Annotated in this window: 14 protein-coding genes; 7 read left to right on the forward strand and 7 right to left on the reverse strand. The window is 71.4% G+C overall.

The window, feature by feature from the left end:
- Positions 1 to 39: 39 nt before the first annotated feature.
- On the reverse strand, positions 40 to 207 hold the full coding sequence (locus tag ACIBCU_RS21535; protein WP_399233175.1) for a hypothetical protein: 168 nt from the start codon (positions 205 to 207) through the stop codon (positions 40 to 42).
- Between the two features lie 184 nt (positions 208 to 391).
- Here ACIBCU_RS21535 and ACIBCU_RS21540 point away from each other — a divergent pair, with 184 nt between their 5' ends.
- Both ACIBCU_RS21540 and ACIBCU_RS21545 read left to right on the forward strand, forming a co-directional pair.
- Entirely contained in the window at positions 392 to 2,443 is a 2,052-nt protein-coding gene (locus tag ACIBCU_RS21540; protein WP_399233177.1) for a DUF4139 domain-containing protein, read from the forward strand.
- An 8-nt stretch (positions 2,444 to 2,451) separates the two neighbouring features.
- Positions 2,452 to 4,014, forward strand: coding sequence for a mucoidy inhibitor MuiA family protein (locus ACIBCU_RS21545; RefSeq protein ID WP_399233179.1), 1,563 nt, complete (start codon positions 2,452 to 2,454; stop codon positions 4,012 to 4,014).
- Between the two features lie 73 nt (positions 4,015 to 4,087).
- Here the strand turns inward: ACIBCU_RS21545 and ACIBCU_RS21550 are convergent, their stop codons facing one another.
- From ACIBCU_RS21550 to ACIBCU_RS21560, 3 genes are all read right to left on the reverse strand, one after another.
- Positions 4,088 to 4,864 (reverse strand): DUF427 domain-containing protein, encoded by a 777-nt coding sequence (locus ACIBCU_RS21550; protein ID WP_399233890.1) that lies wholly within the window; start codon positions 4,862 to 4,864, stop codon positions 4,088 to 4,090.
- Positions 4,865 to 5,144: 280 nt separating this feature from the next.
- The gene (locus ACIBCU_RS21555) at positions 5,145 to 5,594 is read right to left on the reverse strand and encodes a spore-associated protein (protein WP_362934453.1); all 450 of its coding nucleotides are present in this window, start codon (positions 5,592 to 5,594) and stop codon (positions 5,145 to 5,147) included.
- 113 nt (positions 5,595 to 5,707) lie between these two features.
- The gene (locus ACIBCU_RS21560; RefSeq protein WP_399233181.1) at positions 5,708 to 6,466 is read right to left on the reverse strand and encodes a DeoR/GlpR family DNA-binding transcription regulator; all 759 of its coding nucleotides are present in this window, start codon (positions 6,464 to 6,466) and stop codon (positions 5,708 to 5,710) included.
- Between the two features lie 92 nt (positions 6,467 to 6,558).
- Here ACIBCU_RS21560 and ACIBCU_RS21565 point away from each other — a divergent pair, with 92 nt between their 5' ends.
- Together ACIBCU_RS21565 and ACIBCU_RS21570 are read left to right on the forward strand one after the other, a co-directional pair.
- Positions 6,559 to 7,230 carry an NUDIX domain-containing protein gene (locus ACIBCU_RS21565; RefSeq protein WP_362934459.1) on the forward strand — a complete coding sequence of 224 codons (672 nt, stop codon included), beginning with the start codon at positions 6,559 to 6,561 and terminating at the stop codon, positions 7,228 to 7,230.
- Between the two features lie 143 nt (positions 7,231 to 7,373).
- Positions 7,374 to 7,922, forward strand: coding sequence for a tellurite resistance TerB family protein (locus tag ACIBCU_RS21570; RefSeq protein WP_399233184.1), 549 nt, complete (start codon positions 7,374 to 7,376; stop codon positions 7,920 to 7,922).
- A 181-nt stretch (positions 7,923 to 8,103) separates the two neighbouring features.
- Here ACIBCU_RS21570 and ACIBCU_RS21575 read toward each other — a convergent pair whose 3' ends face one another.
- Positions 8,104 to 8,520: a DUF393 domain-containing protein gene (locus tag ACIBCU_RS21575; protein ID WP_362934465.1), complete on the reverse strand. Its 417-nt coding sequence runs from the start codon at positions 8,518 to 8,520 to the stop codon at positions 8,104 to 8,106.
- A 119-nt stretch (positions 8,521 to 8,639) separates the two neighbouring features.
- Here ACIBCU_RS21575 and ACIBCU_RS21580 point away from each other — a divergent pair, with 119 nt between their 5' ends.
- Positions 8,640 to 9,113 carry a YncE family protein gene (locus tag ACIBCU_RS21580; protein WP_399233187.1) on the forward strand — a complete coding sequence of 158 codons (474 nt, stop codon included), beginning with the start codon at positions 8,640 to 8,642 and terminating at the stop codon, positions 9,111 to 9,113.
- Positions 9,114 to 9,249: 136 nt separating this feature from the next.
- Complete coding sequence (bla, locus tag ACIBCU_RS21585; RefSeq protein ID WP_399233189.1) at positions 9,250 to 10,179, forward strand: class A beta-lactamase; 930 nt, start codon at positions 9,250 to 9,252, stop codon at positions 10,177 to 10,179.
- 16 nt (positions 10,180 to 10,195) lie between these two features.
- On the opposite strand, the gene ACIBCU_RS21590 is transcribed toward bla, so the two are convergent.
- Positions 10,196 to 10,582, reverse strand: coding sequence for a VOC family protein (locus ACIBCU_RS21590; RefSeq protein WP_362934474.1), 387 nt, complete (start codon positions 10,580 to 10,582; stop codon positions 10,196 to 10,198).
- A gap of 64 nt (positions 10,583 to 10,646) precedes the next feature.
- The gene (locus tag ACIBCU_RS21595) at positions 10,647 to 11,090 is read right to left on the reverse strand and encodes an SRPBCC family protein (protein ID WP_399233191.1); all 444 of its coding nucleotides are present in this window, start codon (positions 11,088 to 11,090) and stop codon (positions 10,647 to 10,649) included.
- A gap of 574 nt (positions 11,091 to 11,664) precedes the next feature.
- Between ACIBCU_RS21595 and ACIBCU_RS21600 the strand changes: the two genes are divergently transcribed.
- A complete protein-coding gene (locus tag ACIBCU_RS21600) occupies positions 11,665 to 13,224 on the forward strand; it encodes an ATP-binding protein (protein ID WP_399233193.1) in 1,560 nt (519 codons plus the stop codon).
- Position 13,225: the final 1 nt, after the last annotated feature.

Here is a 13,225-nt window from a genome sequence, read left to right on the forward strand (position 1 = left end):
CCGTACGCCGGCCGTCACCGGCCACGCCGTGCACGGGCTCTACCTGGAGGCCGGGATCGTCGACGTCGCGGCCGAGGCCGGCGACAGCACACTCCTCGCGGCGTCCGAGCGCCGCTGGCAGGACATGGTGGCCACCAGGACCTCGCTGACCGGGGGCTCGGCTCGCGCCAGGTGGGCGAGGTGTTCGGCGAAGGTACGAACTTCCATGACGTTCCTGGCTCCCGGAGAGGAACGCACGTACACGACCACGTTCAGGGTGGGGCGGCTCGGCTGAGCTCTCCGCCGGCTGCCCGCCCGGGGCGAAGTCGCGTGGGGCGACGGGCCGTCCGACGCGGATGCGCGCGGTAGCCCCGGCGTACACTCGGCTCGGTACCGACGGGGGGCGGAACACATGACGGTCGAGGCAGTGCAGAGGTGGGGGTCGGTCCTCGACTCCGTGGTGGTGTACGAGCAAGGGGCGGTCTGCCGCCGTCTGGCCCGGGGCGTCGTGCCGCCGGGCGGCAGGGTGCGGGTGACAGGGCTGCCCCGCTCGCTCGATCCGGGTTCACTGCGCGCCCGCGTTCAGGGGGCGGGCGGGGCCCGTGTCAGCGAGGCCCGGGTGGAGGTCGAGGCCGAGCCGCTCGGCACGCCCGTATCCGACGGCCTGCGGGGCAGCGTCGACCGGCTTCGCGAGGAGTACACGGCAGCGCAGGGCCGCCGGGACCACCAGCTGAGCCTCATCGAGGAGGTCGGGGCTCTGCGTCCGGTCCCGCCGGCCCGCAGACGTGAGGACGGTCATCGTCGCACCCCGGTCGACGCGTGGCTGGAGCTCGCCGGCTTCGTGGACGAGCGGCTGACGGGCCTGCACGCCCGCCTCGTCGAGTTGGAGGAGGCGCTGCGGCAGGCCGGGCACGAGCTCGGGATCGCCGTGGACAGGCTCGCCCGAGCCTCCACCGACGCGCCGTCGGCGCACGTGGACACCACGGTCTCCGCCGTGCTGCTCGTCGACGTCTCCGGCGCCGACGACCCCGGCGCGGAGGTGGAGCTCGAGCTCGAGTACGGGGTGCCGGGCGCTGTCTGGGCCCCGGCCTACCGGCTCACCTACCGTCAGGGCGGGCGCAGCGGCCGCCTGGTGCTGCGTGCCTCGGTGACCCAGCGCACCGGCGAGGACTGGACCGGCGTGTCCGTCGGCCTGGCGACGGCCGATCTGCGGCGCGGGACCGACCTCCCGAGGCTCCGCTCGATCCGGATCGGACGTAGTCAGCCCGCCTCCGCGCCTTCCGGCTGGCGCGAGCCCCCGGCGGGTCTCAACGATCTGTTCGCCGGGTACGACGCCGCACTTCCTCACCCGGCCTCGTCCGCCCCGCCCGTGGCCGTCCCGTCCCGGCCCCTTCCACCGCCGCCTGCGCCCCAGGGCTACGGCGGGCCTCCTCCGGCGTTTTCGGCGCCGAGCGACGTGGGCGGCGCCGCGACCGAGCTCTTCGCCGGCCAGGTGCCCGCCCCCGCGCCACCGCTCCGGGCACGTACGGGCGGGCGGAGTTCCGCCGGGGGCCCCTCTGCGGCCCCCGCCGCCAAGGCGCCCGCGGCCCCTGGCGGATCTCCGCCGCCTCCGCCCCCGGCGGCCGGTCCTCCGCGGCCGAGTGGCGTCGAGCTCGACTACGCCGCGCTCGTCCTGTACGGACCCGACGCCCAGGAAGGCCGCAGGGGGAAGCTGTTCCCCGAGAATCCCTTCGACCCGGTGGCGGCCGAGTACCGTCGAAGGGCCGAGTCCGTGGCCGCGCTGCCGCTGCCCGGTCACGCGGTGCGGCCCCGGGAGTCGGCGGGTTCCTTCGACCACCGCTTCGACACCGCCGCGCGAGCCGACATTCCGTCGGACGGCAGCTGGCACACCGTCACGGTCGGCGAGATCGCCGTCGGCATGCACACCGAGTACCTCTGCGTACCGTCCGTGGAACAGACGGTGTACGCGACCCTGGTCCTCTCCAACGCCTCGGACCAGGCCCTCCTCGCCGGCCCGGTGGAAGTCACGGTCGACGACGACTTCCTGCTGACCGCCGCCCTCCCCACGCTCGCCCCCGGAGGTGTACGCAGGGTCGGGCTCGGGCCCGCCGAGGGTATCCAGGTCACCCGCCGTACCAACCTGCACGAGTCCACCTCGGGTCTGCGCAACAGCACCACCGTGCTCGACCACCGCGTCCACGTGGAGCTGGCCAACCGCCTCCCCGGGCCCGTCACCCTGGAGGTCCGCGAGCGGGTGCCCGTCACCTCCGAGCCGGACGTCCGGATCGAGGAGCGGGCCGACTGGACGACGCCCCAGGAAGGCCCGGGACCCGATCGCCATGCCCCGGGCACCCGCGTCTGGCGGGTGGAACTGCCTGCCGGTGGCACCGCCGTCCTCGACGGCGGCTACGAGATCCGCATGCCGGCCGGCAAGGCCCTCGTCGGCGGCAACCGCAGGAGCTGACACACGCCATGACGACGACTCCGAAGCTCATCGCCCTTCCCGTCACCGCTGTGACCTGCCTGGAGGATCGCGCTCACGTCGAGCGTGCCGTCGTGCTCGACCTGGAGGCAGGGGTCCAGCGGCTGCGACTCGGCCCGGTCGGTGCGCCGGCCGTCGACCGGACGCTCCATGCCGAACTGTCCTCCGATCACCCGGCGACCGTTCTCGACGTCCGGATCATGCGCAGTTGGATGCCGCGCGGGCCCCTGCCGCACGACGCCGACGACTCCGCCCTGCGCCGACGGCTGCACGCCCTCGAAGACGAACGACTCACCCTGGAACAGCGGCGCGACCGGCTGCACGCACGCCGGGACCTGCTCGGCCGTCTCGCCGCCGATCTGCTGCGGGAGATCGGCGAGGGTGCCGGCTCAGGGGAGACGGACAGGTCCCGCTGGGCGGCTGAACTGGACCGGGTCGACGGCGAACGCGCCTCGTGCGGCGAGGAGCTGCGCACCGTGGAGACGCGGCTGACCGCCCTCGCCGACGAGCTCGGGCAGACCGAGCGAGCCATGCACCTGTCCGAGGAGGAGCCCGCCGAACTCGTCGGCCACATCGAACTGACCGTGGAGGCCGCGGTCGCCGGACCGGTCGGACTGCGGCTGAGTCACCTCACCTCGTGTGCGCTGTGGCGGCCCGCCTACCGGGCGGTACTCGACGGTGACTCCCTGACGCTGGAGACCGACGCGATGGTCTGGCAGCGCACCGGAGAGGACTGGTCCGACGTACGGCTGACGTTGTCGACGGCCCGCTCCGCGCTCGCCACCGAACCGCCGCGCCTCGACGAGGACCGGCTGACGCTCACGGACCGCTCCGCCGCGGAGCGCCGCACGGTCGGTGTCGAGCTGCGTGAGGAGGAGATCGGGACCCTCGGCCCGGCCCCGGTCGTCGGACTGCCGGGCGTGGACGACGGCGGCGAGGCACGGGTCCTGCGGTCCCCCGCCCAGGTCTCCGTGCCCGGTGACGGCCGCGCGCACCGTGTGCCGCTGTCCGCCTTCACCACGGAAGCGCGCAGTGAGTACGCCTGCTCACCCGAGCTGTCTCCCCTGGTCACCCGGGTCGTACGGTTCGACAACCTGGCCGGTCACGCGCTGCTCGCCGGTCCCGTGGATCTGGTCCGCAGCAGTGGGTTCGCCGGGCGCGGCACGCTGGACTTCGCCGCCCCCGGCGCCCCGGTCGAGCTCGCCTTCGGCAGCTGCGACGACCACCGCGCGGTCCGGCATGCCGAGGAGTCACGGGACACCGCCGGAATCACCCAGCGGACCGTCATCACCCGTACGATCCGACTGCACCTGTCCCGCTTCTCCGCCCCCGGCGAGGAGGAGGACCGGGTGGTGACCCTGCGGGAGCGGATCCCGGTCTCCGAAGTCTCGGCCGTGGAGGTACGTCTGCGGAAGGAATCGTGCTCCCCTGAGCCCGACGCGGTCGACGCCGAAGGCATCGTCCGCTGGGACGTCGCTCTCCCGCCCGGCGGCCGGCGCACGGTCACCCTGGCCTACGAGTTGTCTGCGAGCGCCAAGGTCACCGGGCTCTGACCGCTCCCCCGGTTCCCGGGCAGCGCGCCACCCGACGGGGTGACCTGCGTCAGGCACTCGTCAGCCCGTTGCTCTACTTGGCCGGGGCCGAGGGCCGCGGCAGCGGTGTCCCGTCGACGGACAGATCGACGCGCTCGTTGTAGAACGCGATCAGTCCCGCGATGCGATTGACGTGGATCGTCGGGAAGTCGTACACCCAGGCGATGTCCGAGTGGGCGGTGACGCCACCGGCGAACGACCAGTAGCCGCTCGTCGTGCCCTTGTACGGGCAGCGGGTCACCTTGTCGGAGCGACGCAACCGGGTCCAGTCGACGTGCGTACGGTCAAGGTAGTAGCGGGTCGGCAGGCCGGTCTCGAACAGCTTGACGCAGTGGGGGGCTTCCGCCAGCACGACGCCGTCCAGCTCCACGCGGACACTGCTGGACGAACTCAGCGCGTCCACCCGGGAGTAGGGGCTCCTCGGGTGGACGAAGACCGGCTCGTCCTCCTCGAACCAGGAGTCCAGCGCCTCCCACTCGAAGCGGACGGTGCCCTGCAGACGTGCCGGGGCGCCGTGGTCCCACGCCCATGCCGCACCCTCGCGGACCTCGGACCCGACCTGCAGCGTGTGGCGCCGCGCGGGCCCGGCACCCAACTGTTCCACGTGGTCGTCGTCGGTGAGCACGGCATCGACCAAGTCGGCTGTCGGGATGCTGAATTGGGGGTAGGCGGACCATTCCCACACGTACAGTGCACGCCGGGTGTCGAAAGCGACGCGACCGCCGATCGTCCCCCGGATACGCCGCGGCACGGGCTCTACATGCCCGACCGGGACGAGCGAACTCGGGTACTGAACACTCTCGGCCGCCACGGTCACCTCGGTCCACTCGTTCTGCTTGCGCCCCGGCACCTGCCCGAGACCCACCCCTTTTCGCCCGGAATACTACTCAATACACAGGCAGCGGCACCTTGAGCACACGCCCCCACGACGTCACCGGTTCCGCGACTCCGCCACCGAGGCCTCGACCCGGTTCAACTGAGCCTGAGAAGGACCGGCCGCCACATACGCCGGCGGGCCCGGCAGATGGTCCTCTGCCGGGCCCGCCACCGCTCGGGGCGCCGACCGACGCCCCGTCTTCACCGAGGCCGGGTCAGCGGATCTCGGTGACCCGCTGCTCCTTGCGTGCGGCGCAGTTGGAGTTCTCCACCGACACGTACACGTTGGCGATGCTCCCGCCCCAGCTCACGCAGTAGCCCTTGCCGTACACGTAGCCCGGTCCCGCGTACGACGTGAAGTTGCCGTCGTCCCCGGCCCACTCGTCGGTCGCGGGGACGTAGATGTACGCGGACATGGCCTTGACGGTCCCCGGGTTGGCGCGGATGGTCGCGACACAGTTCTGGCCGTTGGAGGAGTTGTACGTCAGGTAGACGGTGCCCAGCGAGCCGACCGGCACGGAGTTCACGGTCTTGTAGGCCTTGCCGCAGACGCCCTGCGGCGTGACGTTCGGTGCGGCGGAGGCCGTCGTGCTCAGCGCGACCGTGCTGCCCACCGCCAGCGCGGTGACCGCCCCGATAGCCGCGACATTGCGAACGATTCTCATATTTCCCCCTTGCGTCCCTGAGAGCGTTTTGCTCCCACTTGATGTGACCCTCGAACGGTACGGATGGTTGCACTGCATCCACGGAGAGGTACCGAACGGATGAAGGGAGGGTGTCAGCCGGCCGCGATGACCTCCACACCGAGCGCCGTGAGCCGCTCGACGGCCGCGTCGCGGGGATCCGCGTCTGTGATCAGCCCGGTGACCTTCTCCCAGGGGAGTACGCGGAACCGCGAAGCCGTACCGATCTTCTCGGAGGAGGCGAGGATGTAGGTGTCCGCGGCCCTCTCCGACAGGGCACGCTTCATCGCCGCCTCCTCGGCGTCCTCGGTGGTCAGTCCCGTCTCGGGGTGGACGCCGGTGACACCGAGCAGGCAGAGGTCGGCGGAGACGTTCTGCGCCGCCTCGACCGCGGCGGCACCGCAGGCGACCGCCGAGTGCTTGAAGATGCGGCCCCCCAGCAGGAAAAGCTCGGCCTCCGGGTGGTCGAGCAGGGCCGCGACGATCGTCGGGCTGTGGGTGATCACGGTGCAGGCGAGGTCCGGCGGGAGCGCGCGGGCGACGGCGAGGGCGGTGGTTCCACCGTCGAGGATCACCGCGCCGCCGGGTCGCACCAGCCCGGCAGCCACCGAGGCCACCTTCCGTTTGCCGTCCGGGGCGACGGCCTGCCGGGCGGCGTAGCCGACCACTGCGGGCGAGACGGGCAGCGCACCGCCGTAGACCCGCTGGCACTGCCCCTCTGCGGCGAGATCGCGCAGATCGCGCCGGACGCTGTCCTCGGAGATCCCCAGTCCGGCGGCCACGTCCTTGGCGACGATCTTGCCCTCGCGGGCGAGCAGACCGAGCAGGTGGTCGCGCCGTTCAGCAGCCAGCATGCGCACTCTCTCCTGTTCTTGCACGTTTCTGCATGTACGGTAGCGCACATGAACGACAAACCGAACTCACTTCGCACCCTGAAGGAGACCGCGTGACAGGCCGCCCCGGCATCGACTCCCCCGACCATCGCGGCCGCACAGGCCTCGACCAGGCCGGTCGCGGCCTGGACCGCAACCCCGACGTCGTGGTCCGCGACGTCGAGCTCACCTCGCGCGGCTGGCACGTCCTGCGGCGCACCACCTTCGACTACCGCCGCCGTGACGGGCACTGGGACACCCAGCAGCGCGAGACCTACGACCGCGGCGACGGCGCCGTCGTCCTGCCCTACGACACCGGCCGCGGGCGCGTCCTGCTCACCCGTCAGTTCCGGTACCCGGCCTACGTCAACGACCATCCCGACGGCATGCTCGTCGAAGCGGCCGCCGGGCTGCTCGACGCGGACGACCCGCGCGCCGCCGTCCGACGCGAGAGCGCGGAAGAACTCGGCGTCGACCTGGGCCCCCTCACCCACGTCTTCGACGCCTACATGAGCCCTGGTTCCGTGACCGAGCGCCTCCACTTCTTCGCCGCCCCCTACACCTCTGCGGACCGGACCGGGGCGGGCGGCGGCCTCGAGGACGAGGGCGAGGACATCGAGGTCCTCGAACTGCCCTTCACCGAGGCCCTCGCCATGATCCGCGACGGACGCATCACCGACGGGAAGACCATCATGCTGCTGCAATGGGCGGCCCTCGACGGTCCCTTCGCGCCCGCAGCGGGCTGACGGTCGAGCACGTCGATCACGTCGGGGCGCCGCACCCGGACCGATCTGCCTTTTTGCGGAACCTTTACCCGTACCCGGCCGTTTGACCGGGTGAGCGCACGGGCTCGTGACCGACAACTCAGATGAAGACCGAGGTGACCTCGATGGCAGTGTGGGACCGACTCAAGGATCAGGCCAAGAATCTGCAGCAGTCCCAAGGAGCGCGCGGGTCCGCGGCCGGACGAAGCGGCGGACAGGGATCCGGTGGTGGTTCGCGCGCCCAGTTGGTCAGCACGCTGAAGTCGCAGCTCGCTTCCCTCAAGACGGACCTCAAGAGCGGCGCCTACCGCGACGCGAGTATGGCGATGTGCGCACTCGTCGCGGCCGCTGACGGGCGTGTGGATCCTGCGGAGCGTCAGCACGTGGAGTCGATGATCCTCGGCAACGACGTCCTGCAGAACTTCCCTCCGGAGCAGTTGCGCCAGCGCTTCAACAAGCATGTGGACCAGCTCACGCTCAACTTCCAGCAGGGCAGGACCGACGCCATGCAGGAGATCGTGAAGACCTCCAAGAAGCCGACCGAGGCAAGGGCTGTGCTCCAGACGGGCATCGTCATCGCCGGCTCCGACGGCGACTTCTCGCATGCCGAGCACATGATTCTCCGAGAGGCCTGCGCGGCGTTGGGACTGTCCCCGGCGGAATTCCAGCTCTGAACCGGCCGAGCGGCGGACCGGCCCGCGCGGCCGGCGCCATGCCCTGTCCGTCCGGCGGCAGGTACCCGCCGCCGGACGGCAGGCCGGACGTCGGACAGGCGCGTCGACGGATAGCCCTCCGCGGGCGCGGAGTGAGCGTCAACGCGCACTCGGGACAGCTCCGGCAGGAGTCGTCCGGCGCTCAGCGCACGGAGTCCGACGTGGATGTCCCGTTGCGCGGCCGGCGGTCCGCGGGGAGGGCGCAGGCCGGCGTCCCGCCCGGCATCCGCTCGCGATTGTTCGCGACAAGCCGGTAGACACCGTGAGCGATCCAGCGGACGGGAGGCACGGTCAGCAGCGCCCCCAGCAGAGCCCAGCCGCTTCCCGCGCTCAGCAGCATCTTGGCTACGGCCTGCGCGCCACCGTAGATCGTTCCGGGGGGTGTGATCCACAACAGTTCGTGCTCTGCCCGCTCTTGGGCGAACCCTAGGGATTCCATCTCCGCGAACTGCCAGGGAGTGATCTCACAACTGGGCCGGACATGCCGTTCAGCGAAGATCACGGAGGAGGTACAGAAAGCGCAGTCTCCGTCATAGATGAGCACAGGTCGCGTCCGCATGACCTCATCATGCCCCACATGACCCTCGGCCGAGTGCCTGCCCGGTCGCCCTGTCGGCCCGCGAGAAGGCGGACGCGGGGGCCCGCGAGGTATTACGGCTCCTGCCGTCGGCGCGCGAGATGGACGGTGATGTCAGCGGCGACCTCGACCGCCTCCGGCAGAACCCGCATGATCCGGTCGAACACCTGCTGCTGCTCCGCTGCCGGCAGTACGAGATGAGCCGAGACGGTCGAGAGCTGGCCGACATAGTCGGCAGCATCGCCGAATCGGTGGCGACTGGCGAGGGCGCGAAGTCCGTGGCCGTCAACCCGTGCACGGGCCGCGTCCTGGTCGCCAACCGACTGACCGGAAGCCTGTCGGGGGTCGACCCGCGTGCGGGGACGGCCGTGGAGAGCGTGACCACCGACGTGTACCCCAATCACGTCAGGGTCACCGACGACAGCACCGCCTACGTCGTCGACAAGTCCGGCTCCGGACCCTCCGGCGAGGACGGGATCACGCGCATACGCTTCAGCCCCCAAGGCTCGCACGCCGCGCCCCGCCTGCTGATCTGGTCGCGTCGAACGACGACACGGGCGGCATATCGGTGGTGAACGGAAGCGCCCGCCCTACTCTGGAGCGCCAGAACACTGTCGGCCGCGACCCTGCGCCCCGAACGCCCTTGCCATCCGGGGCGATCCGCGGACGGTTGCGCGGCAGCCCCCTCGGAGTCAGGAAGTCGCCGCTCTCGTGCCCACCTCCCTCCCCCGCCGTGCCGCGCTCTCCGCTCTGGCCGGCCTCGTAGCCCTTCCGCTCGCCGGGTGCGACACGAGCCCGCCGGCCGCCGCCCCACCGGCGCCCTCCGGGACAGCGCCCTCACGGTCCGAAGGGGCGGCACGCCGGACGGAGCCCGCGTTCCAGGAACTGGAGCGGAAATTCGACACTCGGGTGGGTGTGTACGCGGTCGACACCGGGAGCGGGCTGTCCGTCACGCACCGTCCGGACGACCGTTTCGCCTACGCCTCGACCTGCAAGGCGCTGCTCGCGGGCGCGTTGCTGGACAAGTACACGCTCCAGCGGCTCGAACGGCGCGTGCGGTACGGCCCTGATGATCTCGTCGCCAACTCCCCGGTCACGGAGCGGCACGTGGACACGGGGCTGACCCTGCGCGAACTGTGCGACGCGGCCATCCGCTACAGCGACAACGCCGCGGCCAATCTTCTCTTCCACGAGCTCGGTGGTCCCCGGGGGCTGCAGGACGCCCTCGTCGCTCTCGGCGACCGCACCACCCGGTGCGACCGCTACGAACCCGATCTCAGCGAAGCCGCGCCCGGCGATCCCCGTGACACCAGCACACCTCGCGCCCTTGCCGCCGATCTGCGGGCCTACGTGCTCGGCGGCACTCTGGACAGTGACAAGCGGGCGGTGCTGACCGACTGGCTCAAGCGGAACACCACCGGCGACGCACTCATCCGCGCCGGCGCCCCGGACGGCTGGGTGGTGGGCGACAAGACCGGCACGGGCGGCTACGGCACCCGTAACGACATCGCCGTCCTCTGGCCGCCGGAGTCCGCGCCGATCGTCCTCGCCGTGCTGACCCGTGGAGACGCCCGCGGAGCCGAGCCGCAGGACGCGCTCGTCGCACAGGCGGCCCGTGTCGCGCTCACCGCCTTCGCCTGAGGACATCTCACGGCGGTCAGGGGCGGTAGCGGAGGGGGTGGTCGGCGGGTACCTCGGTCAGCACGATGCGGTGGCCGTCCGGGTCGGCGATCCACATCTCGATCAGACCCCAGGGTTCCTGGAGAGGCGGGCGCAGGACGACCGCCCCGCGGGCCGCCACCTCCTCATGTGCCGCCGCACAGTCCGCGACCTGCATCCAGAGCCTCAGCGACTCGGTCGGGGGTGTCTCCGAACGGCCCGACACCTCGAGGAAGCCCCCACCGAGGAAGTACACCGTTCCACGGTCCGGTCCGGTGCCGAACTCCCGGTAGACGGGCAGCGCGAGCGTCCGTCCGTAGAAGTCACGGGAGGCCTCCGGGTCACCGGGCCTCAGCAATACCCTGCTGCTCAGTACGTGCACCATGGTCAAGACCCTACGCGGACGATGCGGGGGGAGCGGCCCTCTCGCCCCTCCGCCAGGCCCGCGGTCAGGAGGCCTCCACCGCGGCCTTGATCCGTTGCCCGAAGGCCGGGGCGTCCTTGCGTGCGGCGGCGACGGCCGGCCCGACGAGGAGCTTGCCCAGACGGTGGCCCTCCAGATCATTAAAAATCCGCACTCTCGTTCGATCATCTGCCAGGGGCTCGAGGTCGTAGCCCCCTTCCCGGGCCGTCACGAGGTTGGACGACAGTTCGTTCCAGCGGATCCGTGTCGGGGCGGCGAGTTCACTGATCCTGAATTCACGCCGGGTCGTCATCCCGGCGTCCTTCACGGTGCTGCGGAACACCGTGCCCACCGCCGTCGGGCCGGCCGGGGACTTCGCGATGTTCTGGACACGTGGGCTGAACTTCCTGTCGTTCTCGCCATCCGCCAGGAAGGCGAATACCTCGGTGACAGGACGGTCGATGTCGACCGTCGCCTCGAAGCGGGCCATGGGGTCTCCTCCAGTACGACGGGCGCGGCGCACCCGGGGCGGCACTGGTTCAAGGATCCGCGCTCCGCGGCCGCTCGGCAGCCGGGCAGGCACATCCGGCGTGCAATCGAGTGTCGTCGGCCGCGGGAATCGGGACCTGGAGCCCCGCCCGCCGACGCCGTCAGGGCGCTCGGGCGGCGTCGCAGGTCGGAGGCTGGGGGAGGAACCGGTACGGACGGGCACGACCCGCCCGTTCCCCTTCCTCGCGCCTCAGCCCCCTCCCTACGCGTCCAACCCGTTCCCCATATGGGGTGACCTGTGGCGGGCCGTTTTCAAGTGCGGTGCAGACAGGCGAAGTTAGTACCCCTCCACGCTTCCGCTTAGCCGCTGTGGAGATACGATCTGTGCACAACCTCTGGTGCAGGAGTGGTCCCTCTCATGTGCACGAAGTCGAACCGGGCCGACGCCTGCGGACCGTCCGGGCCCGCGCGGCCCCGCGTCGGCGCTCGCCCGGTCCTCCCCCACCGCACGTCGCCCGATGTCCGACGCCCCACATCCGCCGGGCACCGAATTGTCACCGACCCGAAGGTCCTCCATGGCTCGTCCCCCCACGTCCCCTGTCGTACCCCGTAGGAGCAGCAGCCTCTGGGCCGTGGCGCTCGTCGTCGTCTTCGTCGCGCTCGCGACGGCGGTCGTGCCTGTCTCCGGTCTCGGCGCAGGCGCGACCGTGGCCTTCTCCGCGGCGTCCCTGCTCGCGTTCGCCGTCCTCCTTCCCCTGCGGAAACAGCACCTGGCCTCCGCCGCCGAGGCCGCCCGCCTGCACGCCGAGATACGTGAACGGGAGGCGGACGCAGCGCGCCGCGATGCGGACTGGCACGCGTACGTGCGCACGCAGGCCGAAGCGGCGTTACAGGAAGCGGAGTTCCTCGTGGCCGAGCGGGTACCTGCGGCGCTCGGCCGGAGCGAGATTCCCGAGTCCCCGGAGACCGGGGAGCCACTGGCCCTGGAACTCGCCAAGTGGTACGACCGGCTGCTCGCGGATGTGTCCGAGGTCGTCGAGAACCGTGAGGAGTCGCAGCGCATCGCGCTGGTCGAGCTGGCGAGCCGGGTCCAGACCTCGGCGCACCGCATCCAGGCGACGGTGTCGGGCGTGGCGGAACGCCACCCGTCCGATCCGGATCTCCTCGAGGCCACCATGCAGGTGGACCATGCGGCGACCCAGCAGGCCCGGCACGCCCAGAGCCTCAAGGTGCTGTGCGGGGAGTGGCCCGGCCAGCAATGGCAGAAGCCGCTGGCGCTCGTCGATGTGGTGCGGGCGGCTTCGGGCCGGATCGTCTCGTTCAGGCGTGTGGAGGTCACCGGCGACCCGGATGTCGGGATCACCGCCTCGGTGGTCGAACCGCTGATCCACCTGATCGCGGAACTGCTCGCCAACGCGACCGAGTACTCACCGCCCAGGACGAGCGTGCCCGTCACGGTCCGTACGGTGCAGCGCGGAGCGGTCATCGAGGTGGACGACGGCGGCCTGGGCCTGGACGAGTACCGGCTGGCCGAGGCGCGTGACATCGTCTCGGGCCGTCGCCTGCTGGGCGTCGGCGACGTCGGCGAGATTCCGCAGACGGGATTCGCGGTCGTCGGCCGCTTCGCCCACCGTCACGGTCTCGGCGTCGATCTGGGCCCTTCGCCGTACGGGGGTGTCCGGGCGGTGATCCTGGTGCCGCTGGAGCTGCTGAAGACGCTCGCGCCTGCGGGAGTGACGGCCGGGCGGACGGTCCCCACTCCCCCACGGGCGCCGGCACCGGCCGATGCCTTCCCCCAGGCACCGGCGGACACACCCGTGGCCACCGCTCCCACGGAGCCGACGGAGCCTGCGGGCGGCCCCGAGCCGTCCCCGCCGGACGCGGAGGGTCCCGCCGTCCCACGCCGGCTCCCCCAGCGCAGGTCCCGCCGGGGGCACGTCCCCGCGGTGGAGGAGGCACCGACCGCTGTCACCCCGCCCGGTTCACCGGAGGACGCCGGTGACTGGATGGAGCAGTTCTTCGAGGGAAGCAGGACCGCATCGCCCTCAACGGGATCCGTTCCCCCGGACCCCGCCTCGTACGACCCCCCGTACGACCCCTCCGAATCCACCGATTCCTCGGAAGGACAGAAGTGAG

This window comes from Streptomyces sp. NPDC051064 (genome assembly GCF_044455985.1).
Taxonomy (GTDB): Bacteria; Actinomycetota; Actinomycetes; order Streptomycetales; family Streptomycetaceae; genus Streptomyces.